This window comes from Ruegeria sp. BH8, from assembly GCF_056538065.1.
Genome location: NZ_JBQFSP010000017.1, coordinates 1 through 19,581, shown reverse-complemented (window position 1 = coordinate 19,581; position 19,581 = coordinate 1). Strand labels below are relative to the sequence as shown.

17 protein-coding genes are annotated in these 19,581 nt (G+C 59.6%); 16 read left to right on the top strand and 1 reads right to left on the bottom strand.

Going from position 1 to position 19,581, the window contains the following annotated elements; translation table 11 throughout:
* Window positions 1–85 precede the first annotated feature (85 nt).
* From ACR0AD_RS18855 to ACR0AD_RS18830, 6 genes are read left to right on the top strand one after another with little or no spacing between them, the layout of a single operon-like run.
* Window positions 86–1,240 (top strand): LLM class flavin-dependent oxidoreductase, encoded by a 1,155-nt coding sequence (locus tag ACR0AD_RS18855; protein ID WP_480488968.1) that lies wholly within the window; start codon window positions 86–88, stop codon window positions 1,238–1,240.
* On the top strand, window positions 1,240–2,130 hold the full coding sequence (locus tag ACR0AD_RS18850) for an aldo/keto reductase (RefSeq protein ID WP_480488970.1): 891 nt from the start codon (window positions 1,240–1,242) through the stop codon (window positions 2,128–2,130). Before ACR0AD_RS18855 ends, ACR0AD_RS18850 begins: the two co-directional genes overlap by 1 nt.
* Window positions 2,130–2,645, top strand: a complete 516-nt coding sequence (locus ACR0AD_RS18845; protein ID WP_480484813.1) for a flavin reductase family protein — start codon at window positions 2,130–2,132, stop codon at window positions 2,643–2,645. The genes ACR0AD_RS18850 and ACR0AD_RS18845 overlap by 1 nt, the downstream gene beginning before the upstream one ends.
* 53 nt (window positions 2,646–2,698) lie before the next feature.
* Window positions 2,699–3,286: a TRAP transporter small permease gene (locus ACR0AD_RS18840; RefSeq protein WP_480484795.1), complete on the top strand. Its 588-nt coding sequence runs from the start codon at window positions 2,699–2,701 to the stop codon at window positions 3,284–3,286.
* Window positions 3,287–4,576 (top strand): TRAP transporter large permease, encoded by a 1,290-nt coding sequence (locus tag ACR0AD_RS18835; protein ID WP_209599366.1) that lies wholly within the window; start codon window positions 3,287–3,289, stop codon window positions 4,574–4,576.
* Between the two features lie 24 nt (window positions 4,577–4,600).
* On the top strand, window positions 4,601–5,662 hold the full coding sequence (locus tag ACR0AD_RS18830) for a TRAP transporter substrate-binding protein (protein ID WP_267365607.1): 1,062 nt from the start codon (window positions 4,601–4,603) through the stop codon (window positions 5,660–5,662).
* A gap of 30 nt (window positions 5,663–5,692) precedes the next feature.
* Here ACR0AD_RS18830 and ACR0AD_RS18825 read toward each other — a convergent pair whose 3' ends face one another.
* Window positions 5,693–6,163: a tetratricopeptide repeat protein gene (locus ACR0AD_RS18825; RefSeq protein ID WP_267365609.1), complete on the bottom strand. Its 471-nt coding sequence runs from the start codon at window positions 6,161–6,163 to the stop codon at window positions 5,693–5,695.
* Between the two features lie 33 nt (window positions 6,164–6,196).
* On the opposite strand from ACR0AD_RS18825, the gene ACR0AD_RS18820 reads away from it, so the two are divergent.
* The 10 genes from ACR0AD_RS18820 (at window position 6,197) to rfbA (ending at window position 19,450) form a co-directional block, all read left to right on the top strand.
* Window positions 6,197–7,450 carry a cytochrome-c peroxidase gene (locus ACR0AD_RS18820; RefSeq protein ID WP_480488973.1) on the top strand — a complete coding sequence of 418 codons (1,254 nt, stop codon included), beginning with the start codon at window positions 6,197–6,199 and terminating at the stop codon, window positions 7,448–7,450.
* A gap of 134 nt (window positions 7,451–7,584) precedes the next feature.
* Window positions 7,585–8,691, top strand: coding sequence for a saccharopine dehydrogenase family protein (locus tag ACR0AD_RS18815; RefSeq protein WP_480488974.1), 1,107 nt, complete (start codon window positions 7,585–7,587; stop codon window positions 8,689–8,691).
* 3 nt (window positions 8,692–8,694) lie between these two features.
* Window positions 8,695–10,206, top strand: a complete 1,512-nt coding sequence (amaB, locus tag ACR0AD_RS18810; RefSeq protein WP_480488976.1) for an L-piperidine-6-carboxylate dehydrogenase — start codon at window positions 8,695–8,697, stop codon at window positions 10,204–10,206.
* 273 nt (window positions 10,207–10,479) lie between these two features.
* Window positions 10,480–11,376 carry a cyanophycinase gene (locus tag ACR0AD_RS18805; RefSeq protein WP_480488978.1) on the top strand — a complete coding sequence of 299 codons (897 nt, stop codon included), beginning with the start codon at window positions 10,480–10,482 and terminating at the stop codon, window positions 11,374–11,376.
* Window positions 11,377–11,391: 15 nt separating this feature from the next.
* Window positions 11,392–14,193: a cyanophycin synthetase gene (gene cphA / locus ACR0AD_RS18800; protein WP_480488980.1), complete on the top strand. Its 2,802-nt coding sequence runs from the start codon at window positions 11,392–11,394 to the stop codon at window positions 14,191–14,193.
* 14 nt (window positions 14,194–14,207) lie between these two features.
* Window positions 14,208–15,953 (top strand): Mur ligase family protein, encoded by a 1,746-nt coding sequence (locus tag ACR0AD_RS18795; RefSeq protein WP_480488982.1) that lies wholly within the window; start codon window positions 14,208–14,210, stop codon window positions 15,951–15,953.
* A 142-nt stretch (window positions 15,954–16,095) separates the two neighbouring features.
* A complete protein-coding gene (rfbC, locus tag ACR0AD_RS18790) occupies window positions 16,096–16,653 on the top strand; it encodes a dTDP-4-dehydrorhamnose 3,5-epimerase (protein ID WP_480488984.1) in 558 nt (185 codons plus the stop codon).
* 3 nt (window positions 16,654–16,656) lie between these two features.
* Entirely contained in the window at window positions 16,657–17,700 is a 1,044-nt protein-coding gene (gene rfbB, locus ACR0AD_RS18785; RefSeq protein ID WP_480488986.1) for a dTDP-glucose 4,6-dehydratase, read from the top strand.
* The gene (gene rfbD, locus ACR0AD_RS18780; RefSeq protein ID WP_480488987.1) at window positions 17,697–18,563 is read left to right on the top strand and encodes a dTDP-4-dehydrorhamnose reductase; all 867 of its coding nucleotides are present in this window, start codon (window positions 17,697–17,699) and stop codon (window positions 18,561–18,563) included. The genes rfbB and rfbD overlap by 4 nt, the downstream gene beginning before the upstream one ends.
* The gene (gene rfbA / locus ACR0AD_RS18775; RefSeq protein ID WP_480484785.1) at window positions 18,560–19,450 is read left to right on the top strand and encodes a glucose-1-phosphate thymidylyltransferase RfbA; all 891 of its coding nucleotides are present in this window, start codon (window positions 18,560–18,562) and stop codon (window positions 19,448–19,450) included. The genes rfbD and rfbA overlap by 4 nt, the downstream gene beginning before the upstream one ends.
* Window positions 19,451–19,581: the final 131 nt, after the last annotated feature.

The following is a 19,581-nucleotide window of genomic DNA, read 5'->3' as shown; positions in this document are numbered from 1 at the left end:
GCAGGAAAAATTGATACACTATTGATCTACATCAATGTGATTGCTACGCAAGAGGAAAGTAAAAGATGCACGGAGCGTGAATCAAATGACCATCGTCCCCATCACATCCCCTGATCTGGATGCGGCCGAGGTTTCGTGGTTCGCCGCCTTATGTTCGGACGATTATCAGTTCCTGGGTGTGCCTGATGGTGATCTGCGGTCCAGCTGGGAGCATTGCTCGGCCATCGTGAAGGAGGCCGAGGCGCAGGGGTTCCGCAACATCCTGTGCCCGTCATCGTATCAGGTTGGGCAGGACACGCTGAGCTTTGTCGCCGGTTGCGCGCCGATCACGCAGAAGATCAACCTGTTGGCCGCTGTGCGCTGCGGCGAGATGCAGCCGATCATGCTGGCCCGCACGATCGCGACTTTGGATCACATGTTGAAGGGGCGGCTGACCGTCAACATCATTTCATCCGATTTTCCCGGCGAAAAGGCCGACAGTGCCTATCGTTATCAACGGTCGCGCGAAGTGGTCGAGATCCTGAAACAGGCCTGGACGCAGGAGGAAATCAACCATGCGGGCGAGGTCTACAACTTTACAGGTCTGACAACCGACCCGGCGCGACCCTATCAGACTGGCGGGCCGCTGCTGTATTTCGGCGGTTATTCGCCCTCGGCGCTGGAGCTGTGCGGCGAGCATTGCGATGTGTACCTGATGTGGCCGGAAACCAAGGATCAACTGGCCGAGCGGATGAAAGCTGTTCATGCAGTGGCCGAAAATTATGACCGTACGCTCGACTATGGCTTGCGGGTTCACATGATCGTTCGCGATACCGAAGCCGAGGCGCAGGAATACGCGGATTACATCGTTTCAAAACTGGATGACGACTATGGCCGCGCGATCCGCGAACGGGCGTTGGATGCAACGTCGCTTGGCGTAGCGCATCAGGCCAGGAATCGTGATCTGGCGGATAAGTACGGGTATGTGGAACCCGGTCTGTGGACCGGCGTCGGCCGCGCCCGCTCGGGCTGTGGTGCGGCACTGGTTGGATCAACCGATCAGGTCATGTCAAAGATCGAAGATTACCGGAAGATGGGCATTCGCGCGTTCATCTTCTCAGGCTATCCGCACATGGATGAGGCCATGCATTTCGGTGCTCGTGTGATGCCGCATCTGAAAACCTGCTCGCTTCCCGAAGCCTACGGGCGTGTGCCCAAGACACCCCCGGCCACACCGCTGGGCAACGGAGTGCGCCGCTGATGCAACGCGTGAAACTATCCCCGACGCTGGAAATGAGCCGCCTTGTCTATGGCATGTGGCGGCTGGGTGACGATAGCGACACCTCGGCAGGGCATGTCGAGGCCAAGATTCAGGCCTGTCTTGATCAGGGCATCACCACCTTCGATCAGGCCGATATTTATGGCGGTTACGCGGCCGAAGCCGTTCTGGGCAACGCCTTGCGCGCCAATCCCGGCCTGCGCCAGAAGATGGAGATCGTCACCAAATGTGACATCGTCGCACCTGTGGGGCGGCATTCCGATGCGAAGGTCAAATACTATGACACCTCACGCGCGCATATCCTGAAATCCATCGACATGTCCCTGTCGGAAATGGCCATCGACCACATCGATCTGCTGCTGATCCACCGTCCTGATCCGTTCATGGACCACCACGAAACCGGGGCTGCGCTGGATGAGGCTGTCGCCAGTGGCAAGGTGGGCGCGGTTGGTGTTTCGAACTTCCGCCCGTGGGACTGGACCCTGCTGCAATCGGCGATGAAAACCCGGCTGGTCACCAACCAGATCGAGATCTCACCGGGCGCGATCGCCCCTTTCACCAATGGCGATCTGGCGTTTCACCAGCAGCATGGGCACCACCTTATGGCGTGGTCGCCGCTGGGGGGTGGGCTGCTGATGGCCGGAAACCCGCCCGTCGGGGTTGTTGCTGATGAAATCGCGGAGGAGTTCGGTGTAGACCGGGCCGCTGTGGCCGTCGCCTTCCTGCTGGCTCATCCGGCGGGCATTCTGCCGGTTCTGGGCACCAACAACCTGAACCGTATCAAACGCATCTCGGACGCGCTGAAAGTCACAATTGATCGCGAAACCTGGTTCCGCCTGTACGAGGCGGCGCTGGGGCATGAGGTAGCATGATGAACGCAATCTCAAGAAACATGACCCACACCTTTGTGCCACATAAGGACGACACCCGGACCCTGCGGGATGCTTTTGGTCGGTTTGCAACCGGCGTTACCATCGTGACATGCGACAGCGGTGATGGCCCGATCTGCATCACAGCCAACAGCTTTTCGTCGCTGTCGCTGGACCCGCCACTGATCATGTGGGCCGGCGACCGCAACTCGCGCCGGTTCCCCTATTTTCGCGCGGCACCGCATTTCACGGTGCATGTGTTATCGTCTGCGCAGGCTGAGCTGTGTTTTGGCTGCTCGAAAGATGCCCATGCCCTGCGCGACATCCGGCACGAGCGCTGTGCAAACGGCACCCCGCTGCTGTCGGATTGTCTGGCACGGTTTGAATGCGAACAACATGCCTATCACGACGCGGGCGATCACGTGATCGTGGTGGGCAAAGTCCTGAAGGCCAGCATGAGCGACGGCGACGCGCTGACGTTCTATGCCGGGAAAATGGGCCAATTCGCGCAGCACTAAGCGCGATCTGACGACCGCGGGACACACCTGCGGCTGAACAAGGGAGGATCCGCATGGGCGGACTGGCATCGGTGCTTGCGCCGATTGCATTTGTAAACGAAACCGTGCTGCGTCTGGGCCGCGCGGTTGGCGTTGTTGCGATTGCATTCATGGTCATCGCAATCCTGATTCAGGTGTTCTTCCGATACGTTCTGGGCAACGCCCTGCCTTGGCCGGATGAGGCCGCGCGGTTCTGCATGTTGTGGATGACCGGGTTGATGGCACCGACGGCCTTTCGGCGCGGCGGTTTTGTAGCTATCGACATGCTGCAACGGTTTCTGCCGCGTATGCTCGGCCTGTCGCTCAATCTGTTCCTCCTGCTGATCTCGCTGGCCGTGCTTTTGGTTGCGGTCAATATCGGCTGGTCCGAGGTCACGGGCTTTGGCGGCAGGTTCGCCACCGCCGCCCTGTACCTGCCGACATCGCTTGGGTTTGACGAGTGGTATCGCATTCCGCGCAGCTGGATGATGGCTTCGCTGCTGGTGGGCATCATTCTGCTGATCTCGGTCAATATCGAGCTTATCCTGCGTTCCGTGGTCACCTTGCTTGGCGGCGCGCATCTTTTGCCGGACATTCCCGACGCAGCGATGGGGGCCGAATAGATGCTGATCTGGTTCCTGCCTACGTTCCTGATTTTCCTGCTGATTGGCCTGCCGGTCTTTTTCGCGCTTCTGGCGGCGCCCGGCATCCTGCTGTGGCTGAACGGACAGACGAATGACATCACCCTGCTTTATCGCAATGTCTACAACGGCATGGACAGCTTTCCGCTGATGGCCATCCCGTTCTTCATGCTGGCCGGGGAAATGATGAACCGTGGCGGCATAACCATCCGCCTTGTCGAATTCAGCCAGGCCCTGATGGGCCATCTGCGCGGCGGGCTGGCGCATGTAAATGTGCTGAGCTCGATCCTGTTCGCGGGCCTTTCGGGATCTGCGGTGGCTGACACGTCCGCCCTGGGGTCGATGCTGATCCCGGCGATGGAAAAACAGGGCTACACCCGAAAATTCGCCGCCGCCATCACAGCCGCAAGTTCGGTGATCGGGCCGATCATCCCGCCCTCGGGCATTATGATCATCTATGCCTATGTCATGGGTGAAAGCGTGGCCGCCTTGTTCCTTGCGGGGATCGTGCCCGGAATCATGGTGGGTGTCGGCCTGATGGTGATGATCAAGTTCATGGCCGACAAGTACGATTTTCCCGTCGCCAGCCGGAAATACACATGGGATGAGCGGCGCAAAGCCAGCCTCAAGGCGTTCTTCCCGCTGATGACGCCTGTGATCATTCTGGGCGGCATTCTGGGGGGCATCTTTACTCCGACCGAGGCCGCCGCTGTTGCTGTGGGCTACGCCTTTATCATCGGATTTTTCGTTCTGCGTACACTGACCCTGAGGGAAATTCCGGATGTTCTGAGCAATGCAGGTATGACGTCGGCTGTGGTGCTGCTGCTGGTTGGCGCAGCAATGGCGTTCAAGACCGTCGTCAGCCTGAGCCACGCCCCGGAACAATTGGCCTCGTTGATCCTCAGCCTGTCGGAAAATCCACTGATCCTGTTGTTCCTGATTAACCTGTTGTTGTTCATCGTTGGCATGTTTCTGGATGCAGGCCCTGCGATCATCATCCTTGGGCCCATCCTTGGCCCGATTTTCACCAGTCTCGGTGTAGACCCGATCCATTTCGCCATCATCATGAGCGTCAATCTGACCGTCGGCCTTGCCACGCCCCCCATGGGGCTGGTGCTGTTCGTGGCCGCCGCCGTGTCGCGGGAGCGGGTCGAAACAATCGCCAAGGCGATCCTGCCATTCCTGGCTGTCGAAATCATCGTGATCTTTCTGATCACCTACATCCCCGCACTATCCATGACGATCCCGAGGATAACGGGATTTGCAAACTGACTGAGTATCACAGGGAGGAAACGCATGCTCGGAAACTTCATAAAAACAGCGGCGATTGCCACATCGCTTGTGGCCGCGTCTGTGGTCGCGGCGACGGCCGCTGACTATACGCTGCGCGCCACAGCCAATTCGAACGAAAATGACGAGGATTACGACGGTCTGATCGTTTTCAAGAACTATGTCGAGGCGGCGTCGAACGGCGCCATCGAGGTTGAGCTGTTCATCGGCACCCAGCTGTGTTCGAACGGTGCAGAATGCCTGCAAGGCGTGGCGGATGGCACCATCGATATCTATATCTCTACCTCGGGCGGGGCCTCGGGCATCTTCCCCTATGTGCAGGTTCTGGACCTGCCCTATCTGATGGCCGATGACCGGATCGCCGAGCATGTTCTGTCGGGCGATTTCACCCGCACCATGCGCGACATGGCGCTTGAGGATTCCGGTGGCGCGATCCGCCTGATGACCATCGGCAACACCGGTGGCTGGCGCAACTTCGCCAACACAAAACACCGCGTCGCCGAGCCTGCCGACATGGAAGGTCTGAAAATCCGCACCGTCGTTGCCGACCTGCCGCAGGAACTGGTCAAGGCCCTGGGCGCGTCACCTACACCGATCCCGTGGCCGGAACTCTTCACCAGCTTCCAGACCGGCGTTGTCGAGGGGTCAAAGAACGGCATCACCGACATCATGGGCATGAAGTTCCCGGATGCCGGCCTGCAGTATGTCACCCTGGACGGGCACGCCTATATGGGTGCGCTGTGGTGGATGAACAACGCCAAGTTCCAGGCGATGCCGGAAGATATGCGTCGGGTCGTTGTCGATGGGTTCTACGCCCTGCAACAGGCCACCTTTGCCTCGCCCAAGCGCAAGTCGATCCAGGCATATGAGGACTTCGTCGCAGGTGGCGGCGACCTTTATGTCCCGACGCCCGAGCAGAAGGCAGCGTTCAAAGCTGCGGCTTCGCCTGTCTATGACTGGTTCCAGACCAATGTTGCCCGTGGTGATGAAATCTTTGCCGCGCTGACCGAAGCGGTCGCGGCGGCTGAGGCGGACGTGAACGCCTCGCGCAATGCGGACCTGAACTAAACGGATGGGTCGGGCCTTGTGGCCCGGCCCTTATCGAAACGGGTACATCCACCCTTTGTAGTCGTTGACCAGAACATGCGCCTTCTCGATCTGCTCCGGCGACATTTTCTTGATCACTTCCTCAAGGCTGATCGCCGCATCGGGATCGCCGCCAATGGCGCTGAGCGTGTACCACATATAGGCCCGCACCAAATCGGGCGCGGGCATTCCCAGACCCAGTTCATAGTACCAGCCGACCCCCGACTGCGCCCCCGGATGCCCCTTCATCGAGGCACGCAGATACCATTCAAACGCCCTTTCATGGTCCTGCTCGACCCCAAGACCCAGCCCGTACATCACACCAATCAGTTCCTCGGCCTCGGCATTGCCCGACCGGGCGGCGGGCAGCAGTTCCGCGCGCGCGGCTTCAAACTCTCCGGCCTCCATCATGTCACGGGCCTGTTCCAGCTCAGCCAGAGCCGGGGTCGCAAGAAAACAAAGGGTAAAGAGAAACTGGCGCATTGGGCGATTGTCCTCGTTTGGGCGGGGGCCGCGGTGGCGCAGGACCTGCCGCGCCCGCTGACAGATGATGACTTTATCCCATTTGATATGGAACAGGCCGCTATCGGTCATCAACTGTTTTACGATCCGATCCTGTCAGGCAATCTGAACATTTCATGCGCCCATTGCCATCACCCCGATTTCGGCACCTCTGACGGGTTGTCCCTGGGGATCGGCGAAGGCGGACAGGGTCTTGGCCCGGAGCGCACGCCGGGCACCGGGGCGGACAGGATCCGCAAACGCATTCCCCGAAATGCGCCGGGGTTGTGGAACCTCGGGGCCAAGGACATCCATACCGTTTTCCACGATGGCCGCCTGAGCATCTCGGACCTCTATGGCAACGGGTTCAATTCGCCAGCACAGGAATGGCTGCCCGGCGGATTGAACTCGCTTCTGGCGGCGCAGGCTTTATTCCCGCTGACCGCGCAATTCGAGATGGCCGGTAATGTCGCTGAAAATCAGGTGACCGGCGCGGTTCACGACAGGATTGACAAGGGCTGGCCGATCCTTGCCAAACGCGTGCGGACCGATCCGCGCTATGGCCCTGCCATAGTCGCGGCTTTTGACGATATCGAGACCACCGAAGAAATCACAATCACCCAGATCGCCAACGCGCTGGCGGCCTTCATGGCCATTGAATGGCGCAGCACCGACAGCCCGTTCGACCAGTACTTGGCCGGGGACATGGATGCGCTGTCAGACGTCCAGAAAGACGGGATGAACCTGTTTTATGGCAAAGCGCGATGTGCGACATGCCATGCGGGTCCGTTGATGTCGGACCAAAAGTTTCACGCGCTGGGTTTGCCGCCATTCGGGCCGGGTCGGACCCGGCAATGGGATCCATATGCGCGGGACGTTGGGCGGATGGCGGAAAGCAACCGTGTGGAAGACGCCTATCGCTTTCGCACGCCGATGCTGCGCAATGTCGCCCTGACTGCGCCTTATGGACATAACGGCGCTTTTGCGGATCTCGAAAGCATGATCCGTCACCATCTTGACCCACAGACCAGCCTTGCCAAATGGAAACCCGACATGGCTGCGTTGCCCAAGGTCCCCTGGTTGCAAGAGGTGGATTTCGTGGTGTGGGACGACCGGTTCGAGATGGAACGCCAGCGCAGCAGGATCGACATTGTGCCAGTGACGCTGTCGGATGTGGAAATCGCCGCCCTGGTCGCATTTCTGCATTCCTTGACGGGCACCGGCGTTGGCTCTCCTCCTTTCGGGGTGCCGGCCGATTTCAACCCCTGATGGCGGTCACGCCATAATGACAATTATTCCGGCATAATGTCGGATAAGTCGATCACTTCGTCAAATTGCGGCCTATGAAATGTCTGGCCAGCCTTGCACCATAATATCAGGAACAGAAATTTACGGAGACGTTGATGTCCTGGAATATTTGCGTAATCGGGGCTGGCAAGATCGGTCAGATGATCGCGACGCTGCTGAGGGCCTCGCCAAACTATACAGTGACTGTGGCCGACCATGACCTGAAAGCATTGGGTGAAATCACAAGGCTTGGTATTAGCACGAAGCAGATTGATGCCCGGGATGCGGACAGTCTGGCAAAGGAACTGACCGGGTTTAACGCCGTGGTTTCAGCGGCACCGTTCTTTCTTACCCCAAACATTGCCAAGGCCGCCAAAGAGGCGGGCGCGCATTATTTTGACCTAACCGAAGACGTCGCGGCCACCGAGGCCGTACGCCAGCTGGCCGAAGGCAGTGAGACGGCTTTCATGCCGCAATGTGGTCTGGCACCTGGTTTTGTGGGTATCTCCGGAGCCGCGCTTGCCGCAGAGTTTGATGAACTGGACAGCCTGCATATGCGGGTGGGCGCGCTGCCGCTTTATCCGACCAATGCACTGAAGTACAATCTGACCTGGTCGACCGATGGGTTAATCAACGAGTACTGCAATCCCTGCGACGCCATTGTGAACGGCAAACTGGTCAAGACCGCGCCGCTGGAAGATTACGAGATTCTGGGTCACGATGGCGTGGAATACGAATGCTTCAACACCTCGGGCGGGTTGGGCACGCTGCCGGAAACACTGGAAGGCAAGGCGCGGGCCGTGTCTTATCGCACGATCCGGTATCCCGGCCATTGTGAAATCCTGAAACTGTTGCTGCACGATCTGGGACTGGAACGCCGCCGCGATCTGCTGAAAGAGATCTTCGAGACCGCCCTGCCCCGCACCGATCAGGACGTTGTGCTGGTCTATTGCACGGCCAAGGGCATGATCAACGGCGTTCTGCGCGAGAAATCTCTGATCAACAAGAGCTTTTCCCGCACCATCAACGGACAGGTCTGGAGTGCCATTCAGGTCACCACAGCTGCGGGTATTCTGGGCGTTGTTGACCTGATGCGCACCGGCACGCTGCCTTCGAAAGGGTTCGTCCGGCAGGAACAGGTTAAACTGAACGACTTCCTGAATACGGAATTTGGCCAGCTGTATCGTGCTGGTGACGTGACCCGGCAGAACAAGGCGGCCTGAGATATGAAAGACATCGTAATGACAGCCCAAACCACGCTTGCAAATCTGGATCTGACGGATGCTGCATTGAAGGGCGGCACTCTGAAGGTGACGTCGCCGATTGACGGCAGCCTGCTGGCCGAAGTGCACGAAACTCGGGCCACCGAAATGGACGCGATCATTGCCCGCGCCAAAAACGCGTTCAAGGCGTGGCGCGTTGTGCCGGCCCCGCGTCGGGGCGAATTGATCCGCCTGCTGGGCGAAGAGCTGCGCGCGGCCAAGGACGAACTGGGCGCGCTTGTCAGCTGGGAGGCCGGCAAGATCACCTCCGAAGGTCTGGGCGAAGTGCAGGAGATGATCGACATCTGCGACTTTGCCGTTGGTCTGTCGCGTCAGCTTTATGGTCTGACCATCGCGTCGGAACGCCCAGGTCACCGGATGATGGAAACCTGGCATCCGGCGGGTCCGGTCGGGGTGATCTCGGCCTTCAATTTCCCGGTTGCGGTCTGGTCGTGGAATGCCGCTTTGGCACTGGTCTGTGGCGATCCGGTGATCTGGAAACCGTCCGAGAAGACCCCGCTGACAGCGATGGCCTGCCAGAAGATCTTTGAACGCGCGCTGGTGCGGTTTGGCGATGCCCCCGAAGGGTTGCTTCAGGTCCTGATCGGTGGCGCGGAGTTGGGCGAGGCGCTGGTGGCCAGCGAAGATGTTCCGATCATCTCGGCCACGGGTTCGACACGTATGGGTCGTGCGGTTGCGCCCATTGTTGCGGCACGCTTTGGCAAGTGCATTCTGGAACTGGGCGGAAACAACGCGATGATCGTCGGCCCTTCGGCGGATCTGGAAATGGCCGTGCGCGCCATTGTCTTCTCGGCCGTTGGGACCGCCGGTCAGCGTTGCACCACGCTGCGCCGTCTGATCGTGCACAACTCGATCCGTGAGGAACTGGTGGGCCGCCTGAAAAAGGCTTATGCCGGTCTGGCCATCGGCAATCCGCTGTCTGAGGGCACGTTGATCGGACCACTGGTGGATGAGGCATCGGGTGCCGCCATGAAATCCGCACTGGAGGCCGCAAGGGCCGAAGGCGGCACCGTGTTTGGCGGTGAACGCGTGACCGAAGGGCTTCCTGCGGGTGTCTATATGCAGCCCGCAATCGTCGAAATGCCCGGCCAAAGTGCGGTCGTGAAAACCGAGACATTCGCACCGATCCTTTATGTCATGGGCTATGACGATTTTGACGATGCGATCCAGATTCAAAACGATGTGCCGCAAGGGCTGTCATCCTGTGTGTTCACGCTGAACATGCGCGAGGCCGAGCAATTCCTGACTGCGGCGGGGTCGGATTGCGGTATTGCCAACGTCAACATCGGTCCCTCGGGCGCCGAGATTGGTGGCGCATTCGGAGGCGAGAAAGAAACCGGTGGCGGACGCGAAAGCGGCTCGGACGCGTGGAAAGCCTATATGCGCCGCCAGACCAACACAGTGAACTACTCGGCAGAGCTCCCGCTGGCGCAGGGTGTCAAATTCGACATCTGAACCAGCGCGCAAACTGACGGGCAATCTGATCCCCCCGGAGCTTTGATGTTTCGGGGGGATCGCTTTTGTCGTGCAGGGTTTGGCACTGGCAGGCTGAAGCAGGCACAAAACCGGTGGTTCTTGACGAAATCCCTGCCGTGCGGCATGTGATGTCGCTGGGGGGGAACGGCATGTCCGATAAGGTCAGATGGCCCGACACGGCATGTATGAACAGGTTAAGCGTCCGAGCGGCCCCGACGGCTGGCCGCTTTTATACCGGAAGGTAAGTAAGATATGTGCCCTGCACCCGTTGATGCAGAGACCCCGCGCGGGTTCATCATCCCGATCGGCGGCGGCGAAGACCGCGTCAAGGAAATGCAGATTCACCGCAAGTTCGTTGAGCTGTCTGGTGGTCCTGATGCCGATATTGTCGTGATCCCGACGGCCTCGATGTTGGAAGAGACCGGACCGGATTACAATCGCATCTTTTCCGAGCTGGGTGCGGGCAAGGTCGAATTTCTGCCCATCTCGCGGCGTGCCGATTGCGACAATCCTGATTTTGCCGAGATGCTGGACCGCGCTACAGGGATATTCATGACCGGCGGCAACCAGCTGCGGCTGTCGGCGATTCTGGGTGGCACACTTGTGGCGCAGAAAATTCGCCGCCGGAACGCGGCCGGTGTGCCGGTTGCCGGCACTTCAGCCGGGGCGTCGATCATGTCCGAACATATGGTGGCCGGGGGCAGCAGCAACTCGGCCCCGGCTGAGGGCAATATCACGCTGGCTCCGGGCATGGGTTTGACCAACGCCGTCATCATCGACCAGCACTTCACACAGCGCAATCGGCTGGGTCGCTTGCTAACTGCTTCATCTTTCAACCCTTTTTTGATCGGGCTGGGTATCGACGAAGACACGGCAGCCTTCATCGGGCCCGATAATGTCCTTGAAGTCGTGGGCAGCGGATCGGTTACCGTCGTGGATGCCAGTCATCTGACCCATTCATCGATGTGGGACGCGCGCCGCGGCGAAGCGCTGAGCCTGCTTGGGCTTCGGCTTGACGTTCTGGGCGAAGGGTGCCGTTATGATCTGACGGCTCGCCAGGCTTTTCCGCCGGATGAGCATATGGCGTTCTGCACATTGCCGGACATGTCCGGGCAAGAGGTCGCCAGCGGGGAGATAACAAAAAGCTAACCAGCGGGGAGCCTCATGAAAATAATCTCGACCAATGTCTTTGTCGGCCCGAATGTCTGGGCAAGTTTTCCGGTCATTCGCCATGTCATCGATCTGGGTGTTCTGGAAGCGTGGCCCTCGGCAAGGATTGGTTCCGAGTTTATTGACGCTTTGATCAAGGCGCTTCCCGGTCTGGCGGAACATGGCTGCTCTTATCGCGAACCCGGCGGCTTCATCCGCCGCCTGCGCGAGGATGAAGGCACCTGGCTGGGACATGTGCTGGAACATTGTGCCATCGAAGTGCAGAACGTGGCTGGGTCCGACGTGACCTTTGGCCGGACGCGTGGTACAGGTGAGCCGGGCCAGTACAATATGGTCTATGAATACCGCCAGCGCGACGTCGGTCTGGATGCGGGCAATCTGGCGATGCGGTTGCTGATGCATCTGCTGCCGCAATCCCTGAAGGATCAGGTGGATTACGAATTCGACCCGGACTTCAACTGGGATGAAGAACTGCGCAGCTTTGTTCTGCGGGCGCAACGCAAGGAATTTGGCCCATCGACCGGATCGCTGGTCAAGGCGGCGCAGGAACGCGACATTCCTTGGATCAGGCTGAATTCCGGCTCGCTTGTGCAATTTGGACACGGCAAGTTTCAGAAACGCATTCAGGCGACAATTACGTCCGAGACCAAGCATATCTCGGTCGAGATCTCCTGTGACAAGGAAGACACCCATAATCTGCTGAACGATCTTGGCCTGCCGGTTCCGCAGCAGCACATGGTCTATTCGGCCCGCGAGGCCGTACGCGCAGCCACGCGGATCGGGTTTCCCGTGGTGGTCAAACCGTTGGACGCCAACCATGGGCGCGGCGTTTCGATCAATCTGAATTCCGATGCCGAGGTCGAGGCGGGCTTTGCCGAGGCCAAGGAGCATTCGCGCAGCCGCGCCATTCTGGTCGAGAGCTTCATCACCGGCTTTGATCACCGGATGCTGGTCGTGAACGACAAGCTGGTTGCGGTGGCCAAACGCGTCCCCGGCCATGTAATAGGCGACGGAACCCATACGATTGCCGAACTGGTCGACATCGTGAACCAGGACCCACGCCGGGGCATCGGGCACGAAAAAGTGCTGACCAGGCTCGAGTTGGACAATCAGGCTAACCGCCTGATGGAGAATGCGGGCGTGACGGAAGACACTGTCCTGCCCGAGGGTGAGGTTTTCTATCTGCGCTCGACCGCGAACCTGTCAACCGGTGGCACCGCCATCGATCTGACCGACGTGGTGCATCCCGACAACCGCGACATGGCCGAACGCGCCATCATGGCGGTCGGGCTGGATGTGGGCGGTGTCGATTTCCTGATCGACGATATCACCAAATCCTACAAGGATATCGGTGGCGCGATTGTCGAAGTAAATGCGGCCCCCGGTTTCCGGATGCATGTGGCCCCGTCCGAAGGTCAGCCGCGCGATGTGGCGGGCAAGGTCATCGACATGCTGTTCCCTGCCAATGAACAGACCCGCATCCCGATTGCAGCCATCACCGGCACCAACGGCAAGACGACAACGTCGCGGATGCTGGGTCATATCATGAAAACCAGTGGCAAGATCGTTGGCATGACCTCGACCGACGGCGTCTATGTGGATGGCAAGCTGAGCGTCAAGGGGGACATGACCGGCCCGAAATCGGCACAGATCGTCCTGCGTGATCCGATGGTCGATTTTGCAGTGATGGAAACCGCGCGGGGCGGGCTGGTTCGCTCGGGTCTGGGCTATCAACGCTCGAACGTGGCGGCCTGTCTGAACGTCTCGGCAGATCATCTGGGTCTGGGCGGGATCAATACGGTCGAGGAGCTGGCCGTCGTCAAACGGGTGGTGGTGGAAAGCGCAACCGATACGGCCGTGCTGAACGCTGACGACATCAATTGTCTGAAGATGGCCGATTACGCCGGGGCGGATCAGATCTTCTATGTCACGACCAACCCCGGTCACAGTCTGGTCAAGGAACATATCAAGACAGGCGGCAAGGCCATCGTGCTGGAAAAAGGCATGAATGGCGACATGCTGACCATCTATGACAAAGGGCTTCACATCCCGGTTCTGTGGTCGCATCTGATCCCCGCCACGCTTGAAGGCAAGGCGATATTCAACGTGCAAAACGCCATGGTCGCAGCTGCAATGGCCTATAGCTTTGGGGTCGATCTGGACAATATCCGGCATGGACTGCGCACTTTCGACACCAGTTATTTCCAGGCACCTGGGCGGATGAATGTCTATGATGAACATCCCTTCAAGGTGATCCTTGATTACGGCCACAACCCGGCCGCGCTGAAGGCGATGGCCGCTTTGGCCGATCAGTTGGAGGTCAAGGGCCGCAGGCTGTGCGTTGTTGCGATGCCCGGTGATCGGCGCGATGAAGACATTGTTGATGGGGCCGCAGCGCTGGCCGGGCATTTTGACCACTTCATCTGCAAGGCAGACGACCGCCGCCGGGGTCGCGGGCATGACGAGGTGCCGCAAATGATGCGGCAGGCCCTGATCGATTGCGGGACGCCGGATGAGGCAATCTCGATCATCCCGGATGAGGTTGAGGCCGTAACCACAGCGCTGGAGATGGCGGCACCGGGCGATCTGCTGGTGATCTTCGGAGATGACACCACACGCTGCTGGAAACAGATCATCTACTTCAATTCCGATGGCGAAACCTCTGAAACCGAGGCGACACCCAAAACCAGCCCCGCCGATACCACGTTCGAGGACATGTTCGACAGCGACCAGAACCTGATCCGGGACGAACGCGGCGTAAGACTGGCGCGTGAAATCAGCGAAGACGCGGATTGAGCGGAGGCACCGGAATGGACCGGATCGAAGAGCTTGAAACCGCGCTGACCATCGAAAGCGCGACCGCTGATCATATTCAGGTGGATGACGCGCGGCGACTGACCGGCCCCGGCCTGTTATGGGATCACCCCGGCGCGGTGATGGATGTGTTTTTCACTGATATCGACCCCGCGCAAGTCATTGCACTGTGGGAAAAACATGCCCGGTGCGTTCTGGATGCGCTTGGCTGGCAGGATCAGGCACTGACCCACCGAACCTTCACCGGTGGTGTCAATCTGGCGATCTCGGCACCGATGGATCAGCTTTATTCCGCGATCTTTGCGGCTCAGACCGCCTGGCATTTCTGTGCGGCAGAGTTGCTGGAGGCCACACCGGGCGATTTTGATCAGATGATCCGGGATGTCAAAGGCGTCATGGCGAAGGAGGCCAATCCTGCGCTGATCGCCCTGATCGCGGCAGCCAACGCGCATGGTGTGGATATCCTGTGCGACGATGATGAGATTTCCATCGGGCATGGAACCGGCAGCCAAACCTGGCCTGTCGACGCGTTGCCCGCCCCGGATGACGTGGACTGGCCCGCCTTTCACAACATCCCCGTCGCCTTCATCACCGGAACCAATGGCAAGACCACCACGACCCGGTTGCTGGAGGCGATCGCCCGCGCCTCGGGCAAGGTCGCAGGGCTGACCTCGACCGAGTTTGTGCGGGTGGGCGACGATATTCTGGATCGCGGCGACTATTCCGGCCCCGGCGGAGGGCGGATGTTGCTGCGCGACAAGCGGCTTGAAATCGGATGCCTTGAAGTGGCCCGTGGGGGTATCCTGCGCCGCGGCCTGCCGACGCGTGCCGCCATGGCCGCCACTGTCACTAACGTGGCGAACGATCATCTGGGGCAATACGGCGTCAACACGGTGCCCGAGCTGGCTCAGGCGAAATTCGCCGTGCACCGGACACTGACCAAGGGCGGCGTTCTGGCCCTGAATGCCGATGATCCTTTTGTCCGTGCCGAAGCCGAAAACACGGCGGCGAATATCTGGTGGTTTTCACTGGATGCCGGGAATGATCTGATCCGTCGGGCGCGCGACGCGGAAACATGCTGCGCTTATGTCTCGCAGGGCAACATCGTCTTCTTTGACGGCCGGTCCGAGCATACGGTCATTGCCGTGTCCGACGTGCCCCTGACCATGGGCGGGGTCGCGAAATACAACATCCTGAACGCTCTGGCGGCTATGTGCCTTGCGCTGGCTTTGAAACTGCCGCTTGAAGCAGTGCGGCATGGGTTGGCCGGGTTCAAACCGGATGCCAAGGACAATCCGGGTCGCTGCAACGAATTCCAGCACAACGGCGCTCAGGTTTTCGTGGATTTCGCGCATAATCCGCATTCGATTTCTGCCGTGTGCGATGCGCTGTCGGCCCTGCCGGCAAAACGGCGGTTCATCATGCTCAGCCATGCCGGAGACCGCTCGGACCAGGACATTCGCGATGTCACCGCAACCGCCTTGAATTTCCAACCCGACGTGGTCGTTGCTGCTGAACTGGAAGGGTATCTACGGGGCCGCGCTTTGGGAGAGATACCGGACCTGATTGAAAAGTCGGCCCTGAAACAAGGGTATGACAAGACCCAGATCCAAAGGGCCGCATCCCCGTCCGAGGCTGCCGCGATGATCCTGAAACAGGTGGAACCGGGCGATCTAGCACTGCTGCTGGTTCTGTCGGAACGCGACGCCGTGCTTGAGATGCTGGACCAGCAGGTGACGTAGTGGGGTGAGGGAGCAGGAAGGCAGCGAGCCGCCATCTCCGGCTGCGGTCATCTAAGCAGCAAATTGCGCAACACCCTTGCATTGAAACCCAGCCTGACAATACTCGCCCAACACAGGCAACAGGTTGTTGAGGTTAGGTGTTATGGAGATTGAGCAGACGGGGTTGTCGGGTGTGTTGGTTATTCGCCCGCAGCGGCATGGGGATTTGCGCGGGTTTTTTTCCGAAAGCTGGAACAAGGCGCGGCTGGAGGAGGCTGGGGTTGTGTTGCCGGAATTTGTGCAGGACAACCATTCGCTGTCGTCCGCGGTGGGGACATTGCGCGGCCTGCATTTTCAGGCGCCTCCGCATGCGCAGGGCAAATTGGTGCGCGCGGGCCGGGGCGCGCTTTATGATGTCGCCGTCGATATCCGCAAGGGATCGCCAACTTATGGGCAATCTTTCGGCATCGAGCTCAGCTTTGAGAACGGGCGGCAGCTTTGGGTGCCGGCGGGATTTGCCCATGGTTTTGTGACGTTAGAGCCCGACACCGAAATCTGCTACAAATGCACCAGCTCTTACAATGCGGATGCCGATGGGGGTGTGCGCTGGGACAGCTGTGGTATTGATTGGCCCTTGCAGGGGAACCCAGTGCTGAGCGACAAGGACAGGATTGCGCCTGCGCTGGCCGATTTTGACAGCCCGTTTGTTTACGAAGGATAGAATATGAAATTGTTGGTGACAGGTGGTGCGGGTTTCATCGGGTCCGCGGTCGTGCGGCGTGCCATTGCGGACGGACATCAGGTCGTGAACCTTGATGCGCTGACCTATGCGGCCTGCCTCGACAATGTTGCCGAGGTTGCAGAGAACCCGAACTATGCCTTTGTTCACGCAGATATCCGCGACCCTGCAGCCCTGAAGGCGGTGTTTGCCCAACATGCGCCTGATGCGGTGATGCACCTGGCGGCGGAATCCCATGTTGACCGGTCCATCGACGGGCCGGGGGCTTTCATCGAAACCAATGTCCTGGGCACATACAACATGCTGGAGGCGGCGCGCAGCTATTGGGCCGGACAAGGAAAACCGGACACTTTCAGGTTCCACCATATCTCGACCGATGAAGTCTTTGGCAGCCTGGGACCCACCGGACAGTTCACCGAGGATACCCCCTATGATCCGCGGTCACCCTATTCCGCGTCGAAAGCCTCCAGCGATCATCTGGTCCGGGCCTGGCACGAGACCTATGGCCTGCCGGTGGTGCTGACCAACTGTTCGAACAATTACGGGCCCTATCATTTCCCTGAAAAGCTGATCCCTGTTGTGATCCTGAACGCAATCGCGGGCAAGGCGCTGCCGATCTATGGCGACGGCTCGAATGTCCGCGACTGGCTGTATGTCGAGGATCACGCCGACGCACTTTTGCTGGTGGTGCAAAAGGGGACTGTCGGCCGGTCCTATAACATCGGTGGCGAGAACGAGCGCAGCAACCTGGAACTGGTGCAGACGCTGTGCGCGATCCTGGACGACCTGCGCCCGAAACCGCAGGGGGTCTATGCGGACCAGATCACCTTTGTCACAGACCGCCCCGGGCATGATGCGCGTTACGCCATCGATCCCTCGCGGATGCGCAGCGAAATGAACTGGCGCCCGTCCGTGACGGTAGAGGAAGGTCTGCGCAGAACGGTTGAATGGTACCTGAACAATGAAGACTGGTGGCGGTCTTTACAGAACCGGTCCGGTGTTGGCGAACGGCTGGGGGTCAGCGCGTGAAACTTCTGGTCTTCGGGGCGACCGGTCAGCTGGGCCGGGAACTGACCCGGTGTGGCGGGGATATCTCGGTTGAAGCGCTTGGGCGCGACAAGGCGGATTTTGCCGATCCTGAAGGGTGCGCGGCCCTGGTTCGCAACACCGACGCGGATGCGGTGATCAACGCCGCCGCATATACCGCCGTCGACAAGGCCGAAGCGGAGGAAGACCTTGCCCTGCTGATCAACGGAACCACGCCCACGGCGCTGGCCAAAGCTGCGGCCGGGCGCGGATTGCCGTTTGTTCAGGTCTCGACAGATTATGTGTTTGACGGGGCGGGCACGGCCCCGTTCTTACCCAACCACGCGACCGGCCCGCTGGGCGCCTATGGACGCACCAAGCTGGCGGGTGAGGCCGGTGTGATTGCGGCGGGCGGACCCCATGCCATCATACGAACCTCTTGGGTGGTGTCGTCACATGGACATAACTTCGTCAAAACCATGCTGCGCCTCGGCAAAGAGCGTGACCACCTGACGATCGTCGCAGACCAGATTGGCGGTCCAACCCCGGCATCGGCACTGGCCGGGGCCTGTATCGGCGCGGCCCGTGCCCTTTTGACAAACCCGGATGAAAAGACCGGAATTTACCATTGCAGCGGTGGCCCTGATATCAGCTGGGCCGATTTTGCGCGCGAGATCTTCGATCAGGCCGGTATTGACTGCAATGTCGAAGACATCCCGTCCAGCGCATACCCGACCCCCGCGAAACGCCCCCTGAACAGCCGCCTGGACTGCACGACACTGACAACGGAACTGGGCGTGCCCCGTCCGGATTGGAAGGCGGGCCTGCATAGCATACTTGAAGACCTTGGAGAACTCGGCACATGACGACCCGGAACGGCAAGAAACGCAAAGGTATCATTCTGGCAGGCGGGTCAGGCACCCGACTTTATCCGATCACGATGGGCGTCTCGAAACAGCTTTTGCCCATCTATGACAAGCCGATGATCTATTACCCCCTTTCGGTGCTGATGCTGGCCGGGATCCGCGACATCGCGATGATCACGACGCCGCAGGACCAGGAGCAGTTTCAGCGCCTGTTGGGTGACGGAAGCCAATGGGGCCTGTCCCTGACCTGGATTGTTCAACCTTCTCCTGACGGGTTAGCGCAAGCCTATATTCTGGCAGAAGACTTTCTGGATGGTGCCCCCTCGGCCATGGTGCTGGGCGACAACATTTTCTTCGGGCACGGCCTGCCCGAGATCCTGCAATCGGCAGACGCCAAAGAGACGGGAGGCACCGTTTTCGGCTATCGGGTCGCTGATCCCGAACGCTACGGGGTCGTGGCCTATGACGAGGCTGGCGCCGTCACCCAGATTGTCGAGAAACCTCAAGTGCCGCCATCGAACTACGCCGTGACCGGGCTGTACTTTCTGGACGGCTCTGCCCCTGAACGGGCCCGCGCCGTAAAACCGTCTGCACGCGGCGAGCTTGAGATTGTCACCTTGCTTGAAATGTACCTTGAGGCCGGGTTGCTCAGCGTCAACCGCATGGGACGCGGTTATGCCTGGCTGGATACCGGAACCCATGCAAGCCTGCTGGACGCCGGAAACTTCGTGCGCACGCTTCAGGACAGGCAAGGCCTGCAAACCGGATCACCCGACGAAATCGCCCATACGCTGGGCTGGATCAGCGACCAGGACCTCGAAGCCCGCGCCCAAAGATTCGGCAAAAACGACTACGGCGAATACCTCAAGAACCTGCTGAACCATTAGCCGTTCAATTGCGGTATTGGCTTGATTGAGTTTTTTGGTTTTGGTTGCGGGTTTGGTGGTGAGGTCTTATTTAGCGTGTTTGGATGTTGGGATGGGTTGGTCTGCCGCAGGGTTGCATCTGTCCTTTAGGC